Here is a 21,166-nt window from a genome sequence, read left to right as displayed (position 1 = left end):
GAGGGTGCATGGCGAGCGAAGATCACAATCCCTATCGTTCGCAACCTGACCATGCCTTCTGGTCCCGCGCCGTGGCCCGAATCGCGGCGGAAGACGTGGACCCCGTCGCGGCCCCGCGCTTCCGCATCGACCGGGAAGACCGGATCGTCACCGCCGGAAGCTGTTTCGCCCAGCACATGTCGAGGGCGCTGCAAGCCCAGGATTACCGCTACCTGGTCACGGAGCCGGGACCGGAAGATCGCAACTATGGCGTCTATCCCGCCCGGTTCGGCAACATCTACACCGCTCGCCAACTGCTGCAGTTGTTCCAACGCGCCTTCGGCCTGTTTTCGCCGGTCGAGCCGGCCTGGCGCCTGGGTGAGCGGTTCGTCGATCCCTTCCGGCCCCAGGTCGAACCGGGCGGCTTCGAGAGCAAGGAAGCCATGCTGGCCGACCGAGAACGGCATCTGGACGCCGTACGAAAGATGTTCGAACAGGCGGACGTCCTCGTCTTCACTCTGGGGCTTACGGAAGGCTGGATTTCGCAGGCAGGCGGGGCCGTCTTTCCCCTGGCTCCGGGGGTCGCGGGCGACGCGCCGCGGCCCGACCTGATTCAGCCTCGGCATTTCACGGTTCAGGAGGTTGTGGACGACCTCAACGCCGTCCTGAAACTGGCGCGCATCCTCAATCCCGACCTTCGGGTGCTGCTCACCGTATCGCCCGTCGCGCTGGTGGCGACGGTCAGCGACCGACACGTGCTGACAGCCACCACCTATAGCAAGGCGGTGCTGCGCGTGGCCGTGGAGGCCGTCGTCCGCGAGAACTCTGACGTCGACTACTTCCCCAGCTACGAAATCATCACCGGCCCCCACACCCGGGGGCGCTACTTCGCCGAAGACCTGCGCAGCGTGCGCCCCGACGGGGTGGACCAGGTCATGAAAATCTTCGGCCGCCACTACTTGATCGAGACGGACGCCCGCCCCGCCTCTCCGGATAGCCCCGTTTCGCAAGCGCCGTCGGCGGCGGCCGTCGACGCCGCGCTTCAGGGCGTGATCTGCGACGAAGAAGCGATCGATCGGCCATGAAGATCGGGGTCCTGGGCAATTGTCAGGCGCAAGGGGTCGCCCGATGCATCCGCCTGCTCGCCCCCCAGGCCGAGGTGACGACGCGCAGCGTGTCCCTGGCCGACGGAGACGACCCTGAGGTCGTTGCCGCGATCGCCGCCGAGATGGCGGCCTGCGATATCGCCATGATCCAGACGCTGGAGGAGGTGCAACCTCGCCTCGCCGGGCTTTTCGCGGCCGCCCTGGCGAGCAGCGAGCCGCCCGCGCTGCGCTGGCCGCCGATCATCTTTCGCGGCTTTCACCCCGACTGCGTCTATGTGCTGCGCGAGGGTCGAGCGGCGGACGGGATCGTCGGCCCCTATCACTCCGCCCTGCTGTGCGCCGCCTGGTGCGAAGGTCTTTCCCCCGACTGCGCCGCGCGCCTGTTCAACGGCTTCAGCTACGCCGCGCTGGGCTATTTCAAAGCCTTCGAGGAAGCCGCCGCCCTGTTTGCCGCCCAAGCCGCGCAACTCGGCTTTGAATTTTCGGCCTTCCTGACGGCGCCGGCCGCGCCGTTCATGCATACCGTCAACCATCCAAGGGTGGAGATCCTGCAGTCGGTCGCGCGCCAGGCGCTCGACCTGACTGCGGTTCCCCGCAGCCCGACCGCGCCCCTGCCGCATGACGATCTCGCTTTGGGCCCCATCTGGCCCGCCTATCCCGAACTCGCGCAACGCGGCGGATGGGCGCCTCCCTCCGCCTCATGGGATCCGCGCGACATGGAGGCCGTGGCCAGGCGCGCCTATGACGCGCTCGACCGATTAGGCGACCGCTCGCTGGGTCGTCCGGACACACCGGGCGAACAGATCATCCTGCGGGCGCGCGAGTTCATCCGGACCCACGTCGTTCACGACTGAGAATTCCGCCGCACCCTCGACCGAAGAAGGCGATAATCGAGCCATCCCGCGCGCCGCCGCCGATTGGATAGAGTCACGCATCTCTGCCATAAGCGGTAGTAGATTCCGGGTGGGGAAACTCATTGGAACCCTGTCCGAACGCACCCTGTCCGCCTCCAGCGCAAAGAGTCCGATGCCCGATTCCGCCACGCCCCTCGCCGGTCACAGCCCCGCCTCATCGACCCTCGCCTCAGCCGGAAATCCTCCGACCGAGGCCATGAAGGATATCGCCTTCTGGCGCGATACCTTCCCGGAACTTTCGATCGGCGCCCTGTTCGAAGGCCAGTTCGCGCTCAACGCCCTGAGCCCGGAGGCAGGCGAGCGCGCGAGCCAGCGCCTGATCACCGAGGGCTATTTCCAGGAAGCTGATCCGGAGCTGCCCCGACTCGCCGGGCAACTGGCGGCGGGCATCGCCCGCTGCGTCGCCATGGGCATTCCGCCGGTCTTCGCCTTCGTCTTCGACGAGGCCTGGGCCGTCTTCCACCGCCAGCACCAGACCATCGCCGCCTTCCTAGGCGCCTCCTATCAGGTGTTGCCGGACTTCTGGGCCTGGCACGTCGATCCCAAGGCGGGGCAGGCGGGCTGGCGGCCCCACCGGGACAAGGGGTTCCAGGCCCTGGCGCCGGACGGCACGCCACTGTCCCTCACCGTCTGGGTGCCGCTGACGGAAGCGTCGCCGCTCAACGGCTGCATGTATATGCTGCCGGCCAGCCGCGACCCGGTTTACGGCACCTCCGAGGACCGGACCTGGCAAATTGACTACCCCTCCATTCGCGCCCTGCCCGGCAAGCCGGGCGACTGGTTCTGCTGGAATCAGGCGGTGCTGCATTGGGGCGGCCAGTCCAGCCCGTTCGCCGAAGGCCCGCGCATGAGCATGGCGCTGGAGTTCCAGCGCAGCGATATCGCGCCCTACAACACCCCGCTGCTGGGCACCCTGCCGGTCCTCAGCTTCGAGAACCGGATGAAGCTGATCGCCAAGCAGATCCTGCAATACGCGCACATGTATCCCCTGCCGCAACCGATGCAGGCTCTGGCCCAGGACCTTCTGGCCTAGGCACTCTCTCGCTGGGAATTCGGGCCGCCACGCAGACAAAGAAAAACGCCCCGGACGATCTCGTCCGGGGCGTTTCCGTTTAAGGGGCGAACCCTGCCTAGTTCGGGCGGGCCATCGCGGTCATGGCGGCGGCCTTGGCGCGTTCGGCGGCCAGTTGGTCGGCGGGCAGCGGCACCAGGCCGCGGTCCTGGAGATAGCCGCCGCGGCCAGCGGAGCCTTCGGACACGAACTCCTGGACGAACTGCTCCAGGCCCGGGGTCACGCCGATGTGGGCCTTCTTGACGTAGATGTAGAGGCTGCGGGCCAGCGGATAGCTGCCGTCGGCGATGGTTTCAGCGGAAGGGGCGACGCCGTCGATGGTCTCGGCTTTCACCGTGTCCATGTTCTGCTCCAGGAAGGAGAAGCCGAACACACCCAGCGAACCCGGGGTGCGGGTCAGGGTCTGGACGATGGCGTTGTCGTTCTCGCCCGAGTCGACCCAGGCGCCGTCCTCACGCAGGGTATGGGTCAGGGTCTCGAACTTGGTCTTGTCGTCCTTGAAGGCGGCGACGGCGGGGATCAGCTTGCCGCCCGGCGCCATGCCCAGTTCCAGGAAGGCGTCGCGCGTGCCCGAGGTGGGCGGCGGGCCGTAGACCTGGATGCGCTGGTTCGGCAGGCCCTTGTTGACGTCGTTCCAGGTCTTGGCCGGGTTGGCGATGAAGGTCCCGTTCGGGCCAGGAACCTCCTTGGCCAGACCTTCATACAGGTCGTTCAGCTCGAAGTTGAAGCTATTGCCCGTGCGGGCCGTGGCGATGACGATGCCGTCGAAGCCGATCTTGATCTCGACGATGTCGGTGACGCCGTTGGCGACGCAGCGGTCGAACTCGCCCTGCTTCATCGGGCGCGAGGCGTTGGCGATGTCGGGAGTCGAGGGGCCGACACCGGCGCAGAAGGCCTGGATTCCGCCGCCGGTGCCGAGCGATTCAACGCGCGGCGCCGAGCCGCCCGAAGTGCGGGCGAAGTTCTCGGCCACGCGGGTGGCGAAGGGGAAGACGGTCGAGGAGCCGGCGGCCCAGATGCCCGCGCGGGCCTTCTGGTTGCCGGGGGCGGCGCCCTCGTTATTGCCGCAAGCCGCCAGAGCGATCAGAGCGGCGGCGCAAACGCCGAACTTGGCGGTGAACTTCAGGGGACGGATCATTGGCCGGACCTCTCCAGACGTCAGTTGATGACGCTTAGAGCAGCGGAATGTGACGGTCCGGCCAGACCTTTGTGACAGTCAGAGCAAACGTTTGCGCATCGCCTGGGACAGGACGTCGATCAGGGTCACGGCGACCACGACGATGATGACGATGGCCGAGACCTGATTGTAGTTGAACGCGCCCATGCTCTCGAACAGGACCTGACCGATGCCGCCCGCGCCGATCAGGCCCAGGACGGTGGCCGAACGGCTGTTCGACTCGAAACGATAGAGGGCGAACGAGGTCCACAGCGGGGCCACCTGAGGGAAGACGCCCCAGACGATCTCGTGCAGCTTGGCCGCGCCCGTGGCGCGCACGCCCTCGACCGGACCCTTGTCGATCGATTCGACCGCTTCGGAGAACAGCTTGGCCAGAACGCCCGCAGTGTTCAGCGCAATGGCCAGGACGCCGGCCAGCGGGCCCAGGCCCACGGCGACGATGAACAGCAGGCCGATCACCAGGTCGGGGATCGAACGCAGCAGGTCCATGACGCGACGCACCGGCCAGACCAGCCAGGCGGGCGAGATGTTTCGCGCGGCCATCAGGCTGAGCGGAACCGCCAGGAAGATGGCCAGGAAGGTGCCCCACAGGGCGATCTGGATGGTCTGCCACATCTGGGCGACCAGCATCTTCCAGTTCGCGAAGTCAGGATGAAGCAGGTCCTTGGCGAAGACGCCGATGTCGCTGGACCGCGTCACCAGAAGCTTCAGGTTCGGCAGGTCGACGGCCTTGAAGCTGACCAGCAGGAGAGCCGCGATGCCGCCCCACAGGACGACGTCGAAGATCCAGGCGGACAGCGGCTTGGTCGGCGCGGCGGGAATGGCCGCCGTGGTCACGGGTGCGGTCACGGCTGGACCTCGCGCTTGGCGCGCAGAGCGGCCAGTTCACGTTCGGCCGTGGCGACGCCGACCTTGTCGTTCTTGGCGCGAGCCTCGGTCAGCTTCTGATCGGCGACCATTTCGCGCACCGGATCCAGATAGCTGTCGTCGGCGGCGCGGAACATGGAATAGTTCAGGCCCAGCAGCACCTTGCGCTGACGCTCGGCCTCGGCGCCTTCGCCCTGACCATAGGTCAGGAAGAAGCTGCGGATCTTCTCCTTCAGCGCCGGGTCCAGGTCCTCGCGGATGACGATGCCCGATTCCGGGATCGGCGGAGAGTGCCAGATTTCCTCAAGCTGGGCGGCCGTTTGCGGGCTCTCGCGCTTCATGAAGATGGTGTTGACGCTGTTCGAGGTGGCCACGTCCACGACGCCGGCGGCGACGCCGAAGGCGTTGTTCTGATGGCTGGCCGACTTCACGACCTTGAAGCACTGCGACGGGACGACGCCGCGCGGATTGAACAGGAAGGTCATGGGCGCCAGCGTGCCCGAGGTCGACTGGGCGTCGCCGATGCCGAAAGTCAGCGTCTTGTCGCAGGCCAGGACCTTGTCCAGCGTGATGCCGGAGCCCTTCTTGACGATCAGGGTCGACTGGTAGCTGTCGCGGCCTTCCGGATCGACGATGCGGGCCACGACTTCGCCGTTGGCGCGGTCGATGGCTTCCAGCGCCGGCTTGGCCGAAAACCAGCCGACCTGCGACTGGTTGAAGCGCATGGCTTCGATCAGGACATTATAGTTGGAGCCGAAGCGGGGGATGACCTTGACGCCCAGCGACTTGGACATGTCGTCCAGCAGCGGCTGCCAGATCGGGCCCGACGAGGCCTGGCCCTCGGCCGACAGGATGGAGAAGGTGATCTCGGTCGGGGCGGCGCCCGACTTGGTCTCCTCGCCCTTGCCGCAGGACGTCAGTCCCACGGCCAGGGTCGCGGCGGCGGCGACGCCCAGCAGGCGGCGAGTGATGGCGGTGCGGGTCATGCCTTGGCTTCCCAGAACGCGTCCTCATACTCAGGACCGTAAATTTCAATCAGGCGCTTGGAATCGAGACCAGTCGAGGGGCCGTCATAGACCACCTTGCCCTTTTGCAGGGCGACGACGCGGTCGCAGTAGCGAATGGCGTAGTCGACCTGGTGCAGAGTGACGATCACGCCCAGACCGTCGCGCTTGTTCAGCTCGACCAACAGTTCCATGACCTTGCGGGCCGAAACCGGGTCCAGCGAGGCGACGGGTTCGTCGGCCAGAATGGCTTGTGCGCCCTGGACGATGGCGCGGGCGATGGCGCCGCGCTGCTGCTGGCCGCCCGACAGGGTGTTGGCGCGCTGGGCGGCGTATTCCGACACGCCGACGCGGTGCAGGGCCGCCATGGCGCGATCCTGGTCGGCCTTGGGCCAGACGCCGAAGACGCCACGCCAGTCCGGCAGGCGCCCCAGGGCGCCCAGCATGACGTTGGAATAGAGCGACAGACGCCCCACCAGATTGAACTGCTGGAAGATCATGCCCATACGACCGCGCGCCTTGCGCACGGCGCCGGTGATGCGGCCGTTCTGCTGAACGGTTTCGCCGAACACCTGGATCGTCCCCTTGCCGGGGTCGATCGGGTGCAGTCCGGTGATGGAGCGCAGGAGCGTGGACTTGCCCGAACCGGACGGACCGATCAGGGCGACCATCTCGCCGGCGGCCACTTCGACGGACACGCCGTCGAGCGCCTTTCTGGCTCCGTAGGTCTTTGACACATCCCGTACGGACGCGACGGCGGCGGTTGAAGGATTCATGAACCCGTGGGTGACGGTTGCAACAGGGGGGCGCCGCATGACGCGCCACGCGCGTTTCGACAAGTCTTAATGGCACGTCTGCGTCGTTTTCGTCCAGTGCGAGGGAGGAAGCCTCCCGCTTCTCCGGTGGATCGAGTCATGAAATTACCGCTTTACATGACGGTCCGCCGACCCTACATCGCGCGTTCCGGCGGACCCCGTGGTCTAACCGTTAAGCGCTGCTAACGCCGGTCTGGGTTAACAATTAGCAGGGGGTTACGTGAATTGCGCACGTACCAATATCCCCTGGACCTGGTCCGTGAGCGGTCCCCTGAACGTCCCGTCGCCCTCGTGCGGCCGCGTTCGGTTTCCGTAGCGGCGCGCTGGTTCCAGGATAATCTAAAAGCCGACGTCTTCTATGCAGTGAAGGCCAACCCTTCCCGCTGGGTCATCGAGACCCTGGTGGAACAGGGCGTCAACGCCTTCGACGTCGCGTCTCTGGCCGAGATCGAGCTGGTTCGCTCGGTCAGCCCTGACGCGCGCCTGGCCTTCATGCACCCGGTCAAGAGCCGGGGCGCGATCCGTGCGGCCTACGCCGAACACGGCGTGCGCACCTTCGTGCTCGACAGCCATGACGAGTTGCAGAAGATCCTCGACGTTACTGACAACGCCGACGATCTGAACCTGATCGTTCGCATGTCCGTCTCGGCGGACGGCGCGGCCTATTCCCTGTCGGGCAAGTTCGGCGTCACGCCGGATGCAGCCCCTGCCCTGCTGCTGGCCGTGCGCCAGGCTGTGCAGGAAGGCCTGATGGGCGTGTCGTTCCATGTCGGGTCGCAGTGCATGCGCCCGTCGGCCTATGAAGCCGCCATGACCCAGGTCGGTCGCGCCATCAAGAAGGCGGGCGTCTTCGTCGACATCGTCGATGTCGGCGGCGGCTTCCCTTCGGTCTATCCGGGCATGGTCCCGCCGGACCTGAGCGAATACGCCGACGCCATCCACCGCGGCTTCAACGAGATGCCCGTGTCCGAAACGACCGAGCTGTGGTGCGAACCCGGCCGGGCGCTGGTGGCCGAGTCGTCGTCGGTGCTGTGCCGCGTGGACCTGCGCAAGGGCGACGCTCTCTATCTCAACGACGGGTCGTACGGCTCGCTGTTCGACGCCACCCACTCGCGCTGGCCCTTCCCGACCAAGCTGGTTCGGAACGGCGAGGCCTCGTCGGACCTGAAGCCCTTCCGCTTCTACGGCCCGACCTGCGACAGCATCGACCATATGCCAGGTCCGTTCTGGCTGCCGGCGGATGTTCAGGAAGGCGACTTCATCGAGATCGGCATGCTCGGCGCCTATGGCGTGGCCATGACGACCGGCTTCAACGGCTATGGCGAGCACGACATCGCCGTGGTCGAGGACGCCCCGATGGCCTCGATGTACGGCTTGGCGCCGCGCTCCATCCCGACCGTGCGCACCACGGCCGAAGAGACCGCCCGCAAGGTCGTCCGCCTGTCGCGCCCCAAGGGCAAGGCCGGCGTCCGCAAGCGCAAGCGCTGATCGACTGAGCGAAAATCGTCTTCGGACATTGATACAAGCAGCGGCCCGTCGCTCCGTCCGGGCCGCTGCTCTTTTTTTGACGACGGGCGCTCAAATCCAAGGGAAACCTCCGAAATGAACGCTCCCGTTCAGGCCAACACCAAGGCCCAGCTGCTGCAGAACGTCGTCGAACACGTCGACATCACCAGCTTCGACGCGCGCCCGATCATCGATTCCATGCGCAAGATGTCCTTCAGCTCGCGCGACACCGCCCGCGCCGCCGACATCTTCTCCATGGCCATCGAGGACAAGGAGTGCTCGCCGTGGCTGATCCTGGCCGGTTCGACCTCGGCCGGCGGCTGCATGCACGTCTACCGCGACATGGTGAAGTTCGGCATGGTCGACGCCGTGGTCGCCACCGGCGCCTCGATCGTCGACATGGATTTCTTCGAGGCCCTGGGCTTCAAGCATTATCAGGCCGCCGGCGAGGTGGACGACAACGTCCTGCGCGAAAACTACATCGACCGGATCTACGACACCTATATCGACGAGGAAGAGCTCCAGGCCTGCGACCACACCATCCTGGAGATCGCCAACCGCCTGGAGCCGCGCGGCTATTCCAGCCGCGAGTTCATCTGGGAGATGGGCAAGTGGCTGTCGGAGGGCAACGCCAAGAAGCCGGGCTCGCTGATCCAGACCGCCTATGAAGAAGGCGTGCCGATCTTCTGCCCCGCCTTCGTCGACAGCTCGGCCGGCTTCGGCCTGGTCAAACATCAGAAGGAGCGCGCGGCCGCTGGCCTGCCCTACCTGATGCTCGACGCCATCGCCGACTTCCGCGAACTGACCGACATCAAGATCGCCGCCGGCGTCACCGGCCTGTTCATGGTCGGCGGCGGCGTGCCCAAGAACTTCGCCCAGGACACCGTGGTCTGCGCCGAAATCCTGGGCGTGGAAGCCGAGATGCACCGCTATGCGGTCCAGATCACCGTGGCCGACGTCCGCGACGGAGCCTGTTCGTCCTCGACGCTGAAAGAGGCCGCCTCCTGGGGCAAGGTCCAGACCACGCACGAACAGATGGTTTTCGCCGAAGCCACGACCGTCGTGCCGCTAATCGGCTCGGACGCCTATCACCGCGGCGCCTGGAAGAACCGCGAGAAGCGCCGCTGGAACAAGCTGTTCGGCAAGTAAGAACTTCTTGTTGGGCCGCGGTCCAGCGCTTCAAGCAGCGCGAAGCGCGTCAGGCGCACAAGGCATTAAGGCCGGCGGAGCGATCCGCCGGCCTTTTCTTTTATGGAACCCTCTGCCCGTACCTCTGCGTTGTCCCTGCAACAGGAGAAAAAGATGGCCGACCCCAAAACCGATGCCGAAGATGCCCGCGAAGCCGCCGTCATGGGCGAGAAGCCCGATCTAGGCCATACCGCCGACGCGCTGAAGAAGGCCCTGGAAGGCACGGATTCGGGCTCCGACACGCGGGCGGGGTCGCTGCGCGGCGGCTCGGCCTCGGGCTCGGACATTGATCCGGATCAGGACGTCATCAACGCGGCCCTGGCGGCCGAAGGGCGGCGCGTCAAGGACGACGGCCCCCACCCGGCCGGGGGCCCCGCCGAAGCCCGCAAGTCGACCGGCCAGCCCGGCGACGACGTGGACGCCCCAACCGGTTGAACCGCCTTGCTGCCGCCGCACGGATAGGCCACGGTGTCATCAAGTTGAACAGTCTCAAGGACGTAGGCGGAATGAAGCGTAGCGTGGCAGCCGTCGCCGTGGCCTTCACGGTCGGTCTCACCGGATGCGACGGGCGCAGCGAGGCTGCGCCCGAGACCAGCTTACCGCCCATCGCCGAGGCTCCGCCCGCCCAACCTGCCGCGAGCGTCGCGACGGCCGCCGCCGAGCCCGCCGCTGACGGCGCGCCGGTCTTCGCCGCCCTGTATCCCGGCGCCCAGGTCGATGCGCCCGCCACCGTCGCGGCCGGCCCGACCGGCCCCGGCGGTCTGATCACCTTCACGACCGACGCCGCGCCCGAGGCCGTCATCGCCTTCTATCGCCAGCGCGCCGAAGCCGCCGGCCTGGCTCCCATCATGGCCATGAACCAGGGCGAGGCTCGCGCCTACGGGGCCGGCGCCCGCACCGCCAACGGCGCCACGCTTCAGGTCGTCGCCTCGCCGGGCGAAGGCGGCCGAACCTCCGTCCAGTTGACCTGGAGCGCCGGGGCCTGATGCATCGCCGGGGGGCCTTCATCGTCGCCGCCGCCGCCCTGCTCTCGGCCTGTGCGGCGGGCACCCCCGCCGCACTCCGCCCCGAAGCGGCCCAGTCGTCCAAGGCCGCCGAGGCCAAGGGGTATCTGAACAGCCCCTTGATCCAGGCCCTGGCCGACGCGACCCCGCCGCCCCCCGCCGCCGGCTCAGCAACCGATCTGGCCGACAGGGCGCGCTCGGAGCGGTTCGAGGCGCTGGAGGACAGCGACCGCTGGCTTCTGGCCACCGCCCACGCCGAACTGCGCCCGCCGCTAGCGCTGCAGCATTTCGACTGCGCCCTGGGCGTACGACTGGGTTCGGCCTCGACGCCCCACCTGAACCGGCTGATGCAGCGGCTGTTCGACGATTCCGACGCCGCCGCCGAACTGGTCAAGGCGCGCGGCTTCCGCGCCCGCCCCATCGGCGACGACCCCAAGCGCCGCCCCTGCCAGCGCGTCAGCGACGCCGGCCGAAAAAGCGCCTCCTACCCCTCCGGCAGTTCGACCGTGGCGACTGTCTATGGCGAGGCCTTCGCCGCCCTGGAGCCGCAGCGCGCTGCCGAGGCGCGCCGCATCGCCCGTGAGATGGGTCTCAGCCGTCTGGTCTGCGGCATGCACTATCCCAGCGACGTCGCCGCTGGCGAGGTTCTGGGCAGGGCGGTGTTCGACGCCGCCGCCGCCATGCCTGGGTTCGGCGCCGATCTGGCCGCTGCCCGCACCGAACTGGCCGCCGCCCGCGCCACCGGCCTGACCAGTCCCGGCTGCGCGGCCGAGCGTCTGGCTCTGGCCACGCCCCTACCCTGATGACGGTCCTGCTGGCGGCCCTGCTGCTGAGCGCCGCGCCCGACGCCTGGACCCTGCCTGCCGCCCGGCCCTGCTCTGCCGGCGAACTGCGCGACCTGACGGCCGAAGCGGAGACGCCCTATCGTCTGACCTGCCGCGCCGTGCTGACGCCGGGCCAGACCATCCTCCGCCCCCTGCTGATCGAAGGCGCCGAGGCCTCGGGCGCCGGGCTGGACTGCAACGGCGGCGCGGTCGGACAGCCGGGCGTCGCGACCACCACCCAGACGCCCACGATCGCCGTCTGGTCGCGCCGCATCTCGGCCCAGCACTGGAGCCGCCCCACCGACGTCCGCATCGAGGACTGCACCGTCCACGGCGCGGTGCGCGTCTGGGGCATGGGGGCGGACGGCGGCTATGACGACCTGCGCGCCTCGTCGCGCACCGCCGACCATACAGCGACCACGCAATGTGGAACTGGAGCGGGTGGCGATCGTCGGGACCGGCTCCATTCCCCTCTATGTCGGACCGGGCGTCACCCGCCTCAGCCTGACCAACTCGACGCTGACGGGCAGTAGCGTCGCCACCGCCGTCTATCTGGACGCCGAGAGCGCCGACAACCGGATCGAGAACAACACCATCGCCGTCACGACCAGGCGCGAGGCCATCGCGGTGGACGGTTCGGCTCGCAATCGGATCGTCGACAACCGGTTCTTGCTGGGCGGGCGCGGCGGAGTCTTCCTCTATCGCAACTGCGGCGAGCGCGGGGTGATCCGTCATCAGACGCCGTCGGACAATGCGATCACGGACAATGTCTTCAGCGGCGCGGCGCGCCTGCGCCCTCAACTGGTCGTCGTCGGTTCGCGCGAAGGCCGTCGCGCCTATTGCGGCGCCGATCGCGGCTATCCCTGGGGCAGCAGCGCCGACGACGGCGACCACGCCACGGGCAATGTGGTGGCGCGGAACCAGCGCCGCTGACAAGCTTGCCGTCATCCCGGGGCCGCGCAGCGGAACCCGGGGCCCAGGCGGCGGGTCTCACCCGGCCATTCCCTGACGGGAGCAAACGTCTGGGTCCCGGATCGGCCTGACGGCCGTCCGGGATGACAGAACGGGTTAGGCCGGACGCCCTGTCGCCAGCGCGCCGTACAGTTCCGGGCGACGGTCGCGGAAGAAGCCCCAGGCGGCGCGGTAGCGGTCGAGGAAGTCCAGGTCGAAGGTGTGGACCAGCACGCCCTCCTCGCCCGTCAGGCTCTCGACCAGATCGCCGCGATGGTCGGCGATGAAGGAGTGGCCGTAGAAGGTCTGGCCCGCCTCCGTCACCGTCTCATGGCCGATGCGGTTGGCGGCCACGACGGGCGTGACGTTGGACACGGCGTGGCCCTGCATGGCGCGCTGCCAGGGCGCTGCGGTGTCCAGGGTATCGTCATGCGGCTCCGAGCCGATGGCGGTCGGGTACATCAGGATGTCGGCGCCCTGCAGCGCCATGGCGCGGGCGGCCTCGGGGTACCACTGGTCCCAGCAGATGCCGACGCCGATGCGGCCGAAGCGGGTGCTCCAGACCTTGAAGCCGGTGTCGCCGGGACGGAAGTAGTACTTCTCCTGATAGCCGGGGCCATCGGGGATATGGCTCTTGCGATAGACGCCCAGGGCCTCCCCGTCGGCGTCCAGCATGACCATCGAGTTGAAATAGTGCGGCCCCTCCTTCTCAAAGATCGAGACGGGGATGACGACGCCCAGTTCCTTCGCCACCGGCTGCAGTTGCACCACGGCCGGATGCTCGCGCCACGGATAGGCGGTCGCGAACCAGTGCTCTTCCTGTGTCACGCAGAAGTAGGGGCCCTGGAACAGCTCCGACGGCAGGATGACCTGCGCGCCCTTGGCCGCCGCCTGACGGATCAGGGCGATGGTCTTGTCGATGTTGGCCTGCATGTCCTCGCCGTAGGAGGTCTGCAGGGCGGCGACCGTAACCGTGCGGGCCATTTACGCGGGCTCCTGTTGCGAGATGCAGTGGAAGGAACCGCCGCCGGTCAGGACGGCGTTCGACGGCGACAACACGATCTCGCGGTCGGTAAAGACCGTGGCCAGGGCCTCGCCCGCCAGACGGGCGGCGACATCATCGCCATAGGTCGGCACCACGATGGCGCCGTCGGCGATCAGGAAGTTCATGTGGCTGGCCGGGATCGGGCGCTCGTCGGCGTCCAGCACCAGACCCGGCGACGGGATGCGCAGCACTTTCAGACGCCGCCCCATGGCGTCGGTCGTTTCCGACAGCAGGCGGGCGGTCTCGTCATAGACCTCGGCGTTCGGGTCCTTGCGGCCAAAGGCGATGGGGCAGGCCACCACGCCCGGCGCGACGAAGCGGGCCAGGTTGTCGACGTGGCCGTCGGTGTGGTCGTTCAGCAGGCCGTCGCCCAGCCAGACCACGACCTTGGCGCCCACGGCCTCGGCGAGAGCCGCCTCGGCGGCCTCGGCGGTCCAGCCCTTGTTGCGGTTCTTGTTCAGCAGGCACTGGCGGGTGGTCAGGACCGTGCCCTCGCCGTCGTGGTCCAGGGCGCCGCCTTCCAGGATGAAGTCGTGGCGCGTCACCGGCACACCGGAAAACTCGGCAATCTGGTCGGCGACCTCGTCGTCGTGCGGATAGTCGTACTTGCCGCCCCAGCCGTTGAAGCTGAAGGCGTTGGCCACGGTCGAACCCTTGCTGAAGATCGGGCCCGTGTCGCGCAGCCAAATGTCGCCGAAGCGACCGGCCACGATCTCGACGCCCTCCACGCCGTCCAGACGCGCGCGGGCGCCGGCCAGCGACTCTTCATTGCCGACCATCAGCTTGACCTGCTCGCGGCCCGGACCGGCCAGGGCGCGGACCAGGGCCTCGACCTCGGTCTGAGCCTGTTCGAAGTCCTCGCCCCACAGCTCGGCATGGCTGGGCCAGCCGACCCACATCGCACGGTGCGGCGACCATTCGGCGGGGATGGGATGGGTCATGGGCGAAGTCGATCCGAATTGGAAGAAGGCTAGCCGCGCCAGATAGGCCGAGACGCCCCCCGGTTCAATGTTTGCGGGGCAAGCCGCCGCACCCCATCGAACCGGCCTCAAGTAACGCGAAGCGCGGTAGGCCCAACAAAAAAGGGCGGCCCGTTTCCGGACCGCCCTTCCCTGTCGGTATCGAAGCTAGAGCTTAGAAGCTGTAGCGGATCGAAGCCATGACCGTACGCGGAGCGCCGACGCCCGCGAACGAGCGGCTATAGCCCAGTTGGCCCGGCGTACCCGAAGCGCGGGTGCCCAGCGTGCTGTAGTACTGCTCGTCAAACAGGTTGATGACGTTCAGTTGCAGGTAGGTGTCCTTCAGGCCCAGCGTCGAGAAGTCGAAGCGGGCGTCCAGATCGACGACGGTGTAGGCGTCAACCTTCAGATCGTTGACGTCGGTCACCCAACGCTCGCCGGTGTACTTGCCTTGGACGCCGGCCGAGAAGACGTCGTTGAACTTGTACGACGCGCGCAGCGAGAACATTTGTTCCGGCGTTTCGACTTGCTTCTTGCCCTTGGTGGGCAGGCGGGCGCCGGCCTTGTCATAGACGTAGTCGTCCTGCAGTTCGCTGTTGAGCAGCGAAACCGTGCCGTACAGGTTCAGCTTCTCGATCGGCTGCCAGCCCAGCGAAGCCTCGAAACCGACGCTCTTCACCGAACCCACGTTGCGATCGACGAACTGATCGAGATCGGGGTCGAAGGTGCTGACGATGCGGTTGTCGAACTGGTTCTGGAACACCGAGGCCTGAGCCACGATGGTCGAGGAGCTGAAGCGGTAGCCCAGGTCGATGTTCTTCGAGGTTTCCGGCATCACGGTCGGGTTGCCGAGCGAGCCGTCCGCCAGGCGGGTGGTGCTGTAGAGGCTGTCCGTGCGGGGAGCCGACAGGGATTCGCTGTAGCTGCCGAAGACCGACTGGCCTTCACCGAAGCGATAGGTGGCGCCGATGTTGGGCAGGATGTCGTCGAACTTCACCGTGCGCTGGAACGGCTTGATGTACGGGGTCGCGCCCTTCGAAGCGAAGGTCACGTTGCCGTTGGCCAGGGTCGCGTTCGGCGCCTCAGTGGTGCAGAGCACGTTCGACGAGGCGTTCTGCGTGTAGCAGTTCTGGTTCAGTTCACGCTCGAAGAAGGGCGCGCGAACACCCAGATTGACCGTCAGGGCTTCATGCAGGAAGCGGCCGCGATATTCCGCCGAGAACTGGTTCAGCGAAGCGATCGACTTGCGGTCGCGCGCCTGCAGGGCATAGCCGTCCAGGTTGACGACGCGGTTGTCTTCCTTGTTGCGACCGCCGAAATCATCAACGAAGTGCGGGTTGGTCGGATCCGAGAAGTCGATGAAGCCGTAGTTGCCGGTCTGACGGTGACGACCCCAGTCCAGCGCATAGGCGGCGCGCAGGCGGTGGTTGTCGTTCAGCTCCCAGATCAGCGAGCTGTTCAGGCCGTAGCGGTGCGTATTGGTCACCGACGGCGTGTGCACGCGAACCTTGTCCAAGGTATCGCCGTCGCCGTTCAGGTCGACGCCGCCTGTGGTCTTGGTGCCGCGCAGCAGCGGATCGGTTTCCGACAGGACCACCTGGCCCGTGCCGCCGTTGGCCAGGGTGTACTGGAACGACGGGTCGACCGTCAGGGTCAGGCCGTCACGCAGGGTGAAGCGCGAGTTGCCGCGGATGTTGCCCGTGTTCGACGGGTTGATGCGCAGACCCCAGTAGTTGGCGGCGTTGGAGTCGTTGTCGGCCGTGCCCTTGCGGAACGTCGGCGCGGTGTAGGTGCGGTCGAAGTCGACGCCCCAGCCGAACGGGTTGGTCGGATCGCTGACCTGAGGGCCGCAGGCGACCTTCTGGGCGACGTCGCAGAAGCCGGTGGCGGTGCCCAGGTTCGGGCCGTTGTAGTTGTTGTTCTTGTTGACGTTGTAGTGACCCGACAGGGCCACGAAGTCGCCGTTGTCGCCCAGCGGCTGCCAGATGCGGCCGTTGTACTGGGTCTTCTCGAGGGTGCCGATGCCCTTGAACTTGTCGTAGTCCTGAGCCGAGACGGCGAACCAGGCCGAGGTGCCCCAGGGGCCGATCTCGCCGGTGTCGACCAGGCCCATGATGCGGCGATAGTTGAAGTCGCCCAGCGAACCTTGAACCCAGCCGCCGAAGTCCTTCGCCGGACGGCGCGTGACATAGTTGATGGTGCCGCCGGTGGCCGAGGCCGTGGGGCTGTCGACGTCGGTCGAACCGGTGTTGACCGAGGCGCGCTCGATCAGTTCCGGGTCCATCTGCTGGTTGGTGTAGGTGGCGTAGTTGCCGGTGTCGTTCAGCGGAATGCCGTCGAAGGTCAGCGAGACGCGGTTACCGTCGAAGCCGCGCAGACGGATGTTGCCGCCCGACGAACCGTAGGGATCGGCGTTGGTGAAGCTGAGGCCCGGCGTCAGGTTCAGGGTCTGCAGGATGGTCTGACCCGCGGCCTGAGTGGCGATGAATTCTTGGTTGACCGTGTTGCGGGTCTTGGCGACCGTTTCGGCGACAGCCAGACCTTCGAGATTGCGCGGACCGCGCTGGCCGGTGACGACGACGTCGCTGACTTCGGTGGCCTCGGTGCCGGTCGACTGGGCCGAAGCGGCGCCGGCCATGATAAGGCCGCTCATCAGGGCGGTGGTCGCCCAGAACAGCTGTTTGCGGTTAGTCATCTGTCGTATCCCCAGTGATGAAGGCGTAGCGCCATGCGCGGCAGGCCGTGGCGCCTGTCGAGATGGGCTGGGGCTTAAGGCCGCTGCGGGAAGTTTGGACGACAGTCGTGTGACAGTGATATGACAGGGCTCTGGGGTGGCCATAACGCCACACCCCTGTGGACGATTCTCGTCACCCGTCGGGGCGGCCGGTCAGTCGGCACGCAGGGCGAAGGCGTCGGCGATCAGGCCTGCGGTCGACCGCATGGCGCGCGGTTCGTGATAATTGCCGTTGATCTGGCTGCGGGCGATCACATGCGCCCGGAAGGCCGTGAACAGCGTGGGATCGGCGGCGACCGGCGCGCCCCAGAAGCCGTCCAGCGGCTGCTGGTCGGTCAGTCCCTCGAAATCGAAGAAGGCGTCGCCCAGCACCTTGACCGGGGTGCGGAACCCCAGGGCCGACAGGGCGGCGCTGGAATTGTTGACCACCATGCCCTGCGAGGCGCGGCACAGCTGAGCCAGATTGCCGCCGTCGATGAAATCGACTCGATCGGCCAGACCGCGCTCCACCGCCAGACAGCGGGTCATATGCTCCAGGTCCGACAGACCCGGATCCAGCGGATGGTTCTTGACCACCAGTCGGCAATCCTTGGGCGCATGGCGGGCGAAACTGCCCATGACCTCGGCCAGGAAGGCGGTGTTGTCGGCGTAGGAGGAATAGCGCAGCAGTTGCGCGTCGCCCTCCCGCTGCAGGCAGGCGATGAAGAACGGCCCGCGCGCCCGAATCGCATCGGCGTCGCAGGACTGTTTGGGACGCGTCGCCAAGCCGAAATAGCGGCGGATGTGGCCGAAGAACTGCCGCCACGGCGAGACCGTATAAGGATGGCGATAGCGGGGGAAGGCCGCCCACCCCAGCGGTTGGACCGCGTGATAGAAGCTGATGTTGAAGACATGGTGCGGCAGGATCTTGCCGACAGGACGGGTCACCGGCAACTCGGGCCCCGGCACGGCGTAGTCGGCGGCGTTGCGGGGCAGGCCGCTGGAACCATTGACGCCGTTTCTCTCCAGCGTGATCCAGTCGGGACGGAAATAGCCGTTCTCGAGCACCCAGACGCGGGCGTTCAGGGATTCGGCCTGGGCCAGGACACCCTGATTATAGGGACCGCCCTCGCCGAAAACGACGATGTCGGTGAACTCGGCCGCCAGTTCCCTCACCCGGGCCGGCCAGCGCCGCACGTCCTCGCGGAACACGACACCGCCGCCGCGTCGCCAGGTCACCAGGTCGCCTGCGTTGAAGATCATACGCAAGGCCTCGCCGCCGCGCGCGGCGACGGCTTGGGCCAGCAGCCGCCCGAACCCGCCGAACGGGGCCGTGACGATCAAAAACCGGCGACCGCACAAATCCGCCTGCACGAGCGGTATTGCGTTCGGTTGATCAGGATTAAATGGCGCGAGCAACCGCTGAGTATCTTTCCAAGGAACAGTCCCTTCCTAGTGCCAAGCCCCCTCCGATGACAAGGCGGGTGCAGGTCTAAGGATGCGGTTCGGCTTCGCGGCAAAGAGAAGGCCGCCGGCTCTGGGCGAGTCCGGCGGCCGGGTCTTTTGACATCTCGGGACGCCAGGCTCCGGAGCGTGACCCTGCGGTCGCTCCGGAGCCCAGGGCCTTAGAAGTTGATGTCGACGGTGGCGCGACGGTTGAGCGGTTCGCGCACGCCGTCGGCCGTCGGCTTGGCCAGGCCGGTTTCACCCTTGCCGTCGAGGGCGATGACGCCGCCGTTGACGCCTTGAGCGACCAGGGCGTCCGCAACGGTGCGCGAACGACGGTTGGACAGGCCGAGGTTATAGGCGGCCGAACCCGAGGTGTCGGTGTAGCCGACGATCAGGACGCGGGTCGGAGCGCCCGACTTGGCGTAGTTGGCGGCTTGCGTCACCACCGAGCGGGCTTCCGCCGTCAGGTCCGAGCGATCCCAGTCGAAGTAGACCACGAACTGACGCGCAGCCGGCTTGGCCGGAGGCGGCGGAGGTGGCGGCGGCGGCGGCGGCGGGGGGGGAGGCGGCGGCGGAGGCGGCGGAGGCGGCGGCGGCGGCGGGGCCGGCTCGGCGCCGAAGGCGTAGCGCAGGCCCAGGGTCACGGTGTGCGACTGATAGTTGTCGCCCGACCATTCGCCCAAGGCTGGACCGCTGCTCGTCCTCGAGTCGAACGACATGTCACTGTTAAGATAGCGATAGGTCAGATCGATGTTGGCCCGGTCGCCGACGGCCCAGGCCACCCCGGCGATCGCCTGGGCCGCGAACTTGGTCGAACTGTCTTTAGCCGTGAAGCCCACCGCCGGCGTCGCGCGCAGACGGCCGTCGGCGCGAGTCTTGACGTAGTTGGCGCCGATGCCGACCCCCACGAACGGACGCAGACGCCAATCGGGCGAGCCGATGTCGTAGATGACGTTGGCCATCAAGGTGGTGGACTCGATATCGCCGTGAGGCGAAAAGCAAGGCCCGGTCGCCGGCGTGGAGTTGCACAGACCCTGCGTGCCCGAGACCGCCCGCACCTTGCCGATATCGCCCGAGCGGTAGCCGCCCTCGAGTTCAGCGCGCCAGTTCGGATTGAAGCGGTAGCCGAGGCGGGCGAACGCGGCCCAGCCGGGGTTCACCTCCCATTTCCACTCCTCATTCGTCGTGGACGACTTCAGGTCGAATTTGTCTTTGAAATGATAGCCGGCGTCGACCGCGCCGTACCAGCCATCCGGTTCGGCCGACGCCGCGCCAGCTGCGAACAGCCCCGCGGCGGCGACACTGGCGAGAAGTTTGAGCTTCATGGTGTCCTCACAGTCAAGTTGATCTGAATGCCGACGCACGGGCGAAGGCGATCGAAGGCCGAACGACACGGGATCGCTCAGGTTCCGCCGCTTTTCGAAGGATTGCGGCGGAGTGTGGCGCCATTCCAACACAAATGGTCATTTTGCCCCTCATTCCTGCCTGCTAGGACAGTCTTGAAACAAGACGGAGACGCAGGATGAGCATCAGGTTCGACGGTCAGGTGGCGATCGTGACGGGCGCAGGCGGCGGTCTGGGCCGCTCTCACGCCCTGGCCCTGGCGGCGCGAGGCGCCAAGGTCGTGGTCAATGATCTGGGGTCAGCCCGCGACGGTTCCGGCGGGTCGGCCACGGCGGCCGAGGCCGTGGTGGCCGAAATCACAGCGGCGGGCGACAAGGCCATGGCCAATGCGGCCTCCGTCACCGATGCGGCGGCGGTCGAATCCATGGTGGCCGAGGTCATGGCGCGCTGGGGCCGGATCGACATTCTGGTCAACAACGCCGGCATCCTGCGCGACAAGTCGTTCGCCAAGATGGAGCTGGCCGATTTCCGACTGGTGATGGACGTCCACCTGATGGGCGCGGTCCACTGCACCAAGGCAGTGTGGGAGATCATGCGAGCCCAGAACTACGGCCGCATCGTCATGACCACCTCGTCGTCGGGTCTGTTCGGCAACTTCGGTCAAGCCAACTACGGCGCGGCCAAGATGGCCCTGGTCGGGCTGATGCAGACCCTGGCGATCGAAGGGGCCAAGAACGACATCCGCGTCAACGCCCTGGCCCCGACCGCCCACACCCGCATGACCGAGGACCTGCAGGGCCTGCCGCTGGAGGCCCTGGGGCCGGAACTGGTGACGCCGGGCCTGCTGCACCTGGTCAGCCGCGACGCCCCGACCCGCGCCATCCTGGCCGCCGGCGCCGGCGGTTTCGAACGCGCCTATGTCACCCTGACCCAAGGCGACTTCGCCATCGGCCCCGACGCCCCGGAACAGGTCGCCGCCCGCTTCGACGCCATCTCGGACCGCACCAACGAGATCGTGCCGGACATGGGCGCAGCGCAAGGCATGATCGAACTGACCAAGGCCCAGAAGCATCATGGTTCTTAAGGGGCCTGCAGCGCTTCGCGCTGCTTGAGGGCATTTGAGGAGCCTACCGCGCTTCGCGCTACTTGAGGCCGCTCCGCCCCATGCCGAAAAGGCGCCTTGCGTTGACGTGACGTGAGGCGCCTATCCTCTCCCCGTTAGGCAGGAAACGCGCTCACGCAGCGCGCG

At 67.1% G+C, this 21,166-nt stretch carries 20 protein-coding genes; 11 read left to right on the top strand and 9 right to left on the bottom strand.

Going from position 1 to position 21,166, the window contains the following annotated elements:
- Positions 1-8 precede the first annotated feature (8 nt).
- The 3 genes from AC1DJ5_RS05420 to AC1DJ5_RS05410 all read left to right on the top strand — a co-directional run bounded on the left by AC1DJ5_RS05420 (position 9) and on the right by AC1DJ5_RS05410 (position 3,032).
- Positions 9-1,064, top strand: a complete 1,056-nt coding sequence (locus AC1DJ5_RS05420) for a GSCFA domain-containing protein (protein WP_477019926.1) — start codon at positions 9-11, stop codon at positions 1,062-1,064.
- Positions 1,061-1,939: a WcbI family polysaccharide biosynthesis putative acetyltransferase gene (locus tag AC1DJ5_RS05415; RefSeq protein ID WP_477019925.1), complete on the top strand. Its 879-nt coding sequence runs from the start codon at positions 1,061-1,063 to the stop codon at positions 1,937-1,939. The genes AC1DJ5_RS05420 and AC1DJ5_RS05415 overlap by 4 nt, the downstream gene beginning before the upstream one ends.
- A gap of 172 nt (positions 1,940-2,111) precedes the next feature.
- Positions 2,112-3,032, top strand: coding sequence for a phytanoyl-CoA dioxygenase family protein (locus tag AC1DJ5_RS05410; RefSeq protein ID WP_441454299.1), 921 nt, complete (start codon positions 2,112-2,114; stop codon positions 3,030-3,032).
- A 97-nt stretch (positions 3,033-3,129) separates the two neighbouring features.
- Here AC1DJ5_RS05410 and AC1DJ5_RS05405 read toward each other — a convergent pair whose 3' ends face one another.
- The 4 genes from AC1DJ5_RS05405 to phnC all read right to left on the bottom strand — a co-directional run bounded on the left by AC1DJ5_RS05405 (position 3,130) and on the right by phnC (position 6,895).
- On the bottom strand, positions 3,130-4,209 hold the full coding sequence (locus tag AC1DJ5_RS05405) for a substrate-binding domain-containing protein (RefSeq protein WP_477019924.1): 1,080 nt from the start codon (positions 4,207-4,209) through the stop codon (positions 3,130-3,132).
- A gap of 78 nt (positions 4,210-4,287) precedes the next feature.
- Complete coding sequence (phnE, locus tag AC1DJ5_RS05400) at positions 4,288-5,097, bottom strand: phosphonate ABC transporter, permease protein PhnE (RefSeq protein WP_441454301.1); 810 nt, start codon at positions 5,095-5,097, stop codon at positions 4,288-4,290.
- Positions 5,094-6,101, bottom strand: a complete 1,008-nt coding sequence (gene phnD, locus AC1DJ5_RS05395; RefSeq protein ID WP_441454302.1) for a phosphate/phosphite/phosphonate ABC transporter substrate-binding protein — start codon at positions 6,099-6,101, stop codon at positions 5,094-5,096. Before phnD ends, phnE begins: the two co-directional genes overlap by 4 nt.
- Entirely contained in the window at positions 6,098-6,895 is a 798-nt protein-coding gene (gene phnC, locus AC1DJ5_RS05390) for a phosphonate ABC transporter ATP-binding protein (RefSeq protein ID WP_441454303.1), read from the bottom strand. Before phnC ends, phnD begins: the two co-directional genes overlap by 4 nt.
- Before the next feature lie 264 nt (positions 6,896-7,159).
- Between phnC and AC1DJ5_RS05385 the strand changes: the two genes are divergently transcribed.
- From AC1DJ5_RS05385 to AC1DJ5_RS05355, 7 genes are all read left to right on the top strand, one after another.
- Positions 7,160-8,422: a type III PLP-dependent enzyme gene (locus AC1DJ5_RS05385; RefSeq protein ID WP_477019923.1), complete on the top strand. Its 1,263-nt coding sequence runs from the start codon at positions 7,160-7,162 to the stop codon at positions 8,420-8,422.
- Positions 8,423-8,536: 114 nt separating this feature from the next.
- On the top strand, positions 8,537-9,589 hold the full coding sequence (locus tag AC1DJ5_RS05380) for a 1,9-bis(guanidino)-5-aza-nonane synthase (RefSeq protein ID WP_441454305.1): 1,053 nt from the start codon (positions 8,537-8,539) through the stop codon (positions 9,587-9,589).
- Between the two features lie 153 nt (positions 9,590-9,742).
- The gene (locus AC1DJ5_RS05375) at positions 9,743-10,063 is read left to right on the top strand and encodes a ribonuclease (protein WP_477019922.1); all 321 of its coding nucleotides are present in this window, start codon (positions 9,743-9,745) and stop codon (positions 10,061-10,063) included.
- 71 nt (positions 10,064-10,134) lie between these two features.
- A complete protein-coding gene (locus AC1DJ5_RS05370) occupies positions 10,135-10,614 on the top strand; it encodes a hypothetical protein (RefSeq protein WP_441454307.1) in 480 nt (159 codons plus the stop codon).
- Positions 10,614-11,435: a phosphatase PAP2 family protein gene (locus AC1DJ5_RS05365; RefSeq protein ID WP_477019921.1), complete on the top strand. Its 822-nt coding sequence runs from the start codon at positions 10,614-10,616 to the stop codon at positions 11,433-11,435. The genes AC1DJ5_RS05370 and AC1DJ5_RS05365 overlap by 1 nt, the downstream gene beginning before the upstream one ends.
- Complete coding sequence (locus AC1DJ5_RS05360; protein ID WP_477019920.1) at positions 11,435-11,989, top strand: hypothetical protein; 555 nt, start codon at positions 11,435-11,437, stop codon at positions 11,987-11,989. Before AC1DJ5_RS05365 ends, AC1DJ5_RS05360 begins: the two co-directional genes overlap by 1 nt.
- Positions 11,898-12,389 carry a right-handed parallel beta-helix repeat-containing protein gene (locus AC1DJ5_RS05355; RefSeq protein WP_477019919.1) on the top strand — a complete coding sequence of 164 codons (492 nt, stop codon included), beginning with the start codon at positions 11,898-11,900 and terminating at the stop codon, positions 12,387-12,389. Before AC1DJ5_RS05360 ends, AC1DJ5_RS05355 begins: the two co-directional genes overlap by 92 nt.
- Positions 12,390-12,524: 135 nt before the next feature.
- Here AC1DJ5_RS05355 and aguB read toward each other — a convergent pair whose 3' ends face one another.
- From aguB to AC1DJ5_RS05330, 5 genes are all read right to left on the bottom strand, one after another.
- Complete coding sequence (gene aguB, locus AC1DJ5_RS05350) at positions 12,525-13,391, bottom strand: N-carbamoylputrescine amidase (protein WP_441454310.1); 867 nt, start codon at positions 13,389-13,391, stop codon at positions 12,525-12,527.
- On the bottom strand, positions 13,392-14,393 hold the full coding sequence (locus AC1DJ5_RS05345; protein WP_477019918.1) for an agmatine deiminase family protein: 1,002 nt from the start codon (positions 14,391-14,393) through the stop codon (positions 13,392-13,394).
- Between the two features lie 193 nt (positions 14,394-14,586).
- Complete coding sequence (locus AC1DJ5_RS05340) at positions 14,587-17,106, bottom strand: TonB-dependent receptor (protein ID WP_477019917.1); 2,520 nt, start codon at positions 17,104-17,106, stop codon at positions 14,587-14,589.
- Between the two features lie 192 nt (positions 17,107-17,298).
- Positions 17,299-18,468 carry a capsular polysaccharide export protein, LipB/KpsS family gene (locus AC1DJ5_RS05335; protein ID WP_441454313.1) on the bottom strand — a complete coding sequence of 390 codons (1,170 nt, stop codon included), beginning with the start codon at positions 18,466-18,468 and terminating at the stop codon, positions 17,299-17,301.
- Between the two features lie 281 nt (positions 18,469-18,749).
- Positions 18,750-19,898, bottom strand: coding sequence for an OmpA family protein (locus AC1DJ5_RS05330; RefSeq protein ID WP_441454314.1), 1,149 nt, complete (start codon positions 19,896-19,898; stop codon positions 18,750-18,752).
- Positions 19,899-20,095: 197 nt separating this feature from the next.
- Here AC1DJ5_RS05330 and AC1DJ5_RS05325 point away from each other — a divergent pair, with 197 nt between their 5' ends.
- A complete protein-coding gene (locus AC1DJ5_RS05325) occupies positions 20,096-21,001 on the top strand; it encodes an SDR family NAD(P)-dependent oxidoreductase (protein ID WP_477019916.1) in 906 nt (301 codons plus the stop codon).
- The last annotated feature ends 165 nt before the right edge of the window (positions 21,002-21,166 follow it).

Source organism: Brevundimonas sp. 01N35, from assembly GCF_056399785.1.
Note: the sequence above shows the minus strand (reverse complement) of the source record. Positions and strands in the feature narration are given on the sequence as shown.

Excerpts from the sequence above, each read along its gene's own strand:
- AC1DJ5_RS05420 (WP_477019926.1), top strand. The coding sequence starts at position 9 with ATGGCGAGCGAAGATCACAATCCCTATCGTTCGCAACCTGACCATGCC.
- AC1DJ5_RS05415 (WP_477019925.1), top strand. The coding sequence starts at position 1,061 with ATGAAGATCGGGGTCCTGGGCAATTGTCAGGCGCAAGGGGTCGCCCGA.
- AC1DJ5_RS05410 (WP_441454299.1), top strand. The coding sequence starts at position 2,112 with ATGCCCGATTCCGCCACGCCCCTCGCCGGTCACAGCCCCGCCTCATCG.
- AC1DJ5_RS05405 (WP_477019924.1), bottom strand. The coding sequence starts at position 4,209 with ATGATCCGTCCCCTGAAGTTCACCGCCAAGTTCGGCGTTTGCGCCGCC.
- phnD (WP_441454302.1), bottom strand. The coding sequence starts at position 6,101 with ATGACCCGCACCGCCATCACTCGCCGCCTGCTGGGCGTCGCCGCCGCC.
- phnC (WP_441454303.1), bottom strand. The coding sequence starts at position 6,895 with ATGAATCCTTCAACCGCCGCCGTCGCGTCCGTACGGGATGTGTCAAAG.
- AC1DJ5_RS05380 (WP_441454305.1), top strand. The coding sequence starts at position 8,537 with ATGAACGCTCCCGTTCAGGCCAACACCAAGGCCCAGCTGCTGCAGAAC.
- AC1DJ5_RS05375 (WP_477019922.1), top strand. The coding sequence starts at position 9,743 with ATGGCCGACCCCAAAACCGATGCCGAAGATGCCCGCGAAGCCGCCGTC.
- AC1DJ5_RS05370 (WP_441454307.1), top strand. The coding sequence starts at position 10,135 with ATGAAGCGTAGCGTGGCAGCCGTCGCCGTGGCCTTCACGGTCGGTCTC.
- AC1DJ5_RS05365 (WP_477019921.1), top strand. The coding sequence starts at position 10,614 with ATGCATCGCCGGGGGGCCTTCATCGTCGCCGCCGCCGCCCTGCTCTCG.
- AC1DJ5_RS05360 (WP_477019920.1), top strand. The coding sequence starts at position 11,435 with ATGACGGTCCTGCTGGCGGCCCTGCTGCTGAGCGCCGCGCCCGACGCC.
- aguB (WP_441454310.1), bottom strand. The coding sequence starts at position 13,391 with ATGGCCCGCACGGTTACGGTCGCCGCCCTGCAGACCTCCTACGGCGAG.
- AC1DJ5_RS05345 (WP_477019918.1), bottom strand. The coding sequence starts at position 14,393 with ATGACCCATCCCATCCCCGCCGAATGGTCGCCGCACCGTGCGATGTGG.
- AC1DJ5_RS05340 (WP_477019917.1), bottom strand. The coding sequence starts at position 17,106 with ATGACTAACCGCAAACAGCTGTTCTGGGCGACCACCGCCCTGATGAGC.
- AC1DJ5_RS05330 (WP_441454314.1), bottom strand. The coding sequence starts at position 19,898 with ATGAAGCTCAAACTTCTCGCCAGTGTCGCCGCCGCGGGGCTGTTCGCA.
- AC1DJ5_RS05325 (WP_477019916.1), top strand. The coding sequence starts at position 20,096 with ATGAGCATCAGGTTCGACGGTCAGGTGGCGATCGTGACGGGCGCAGGC.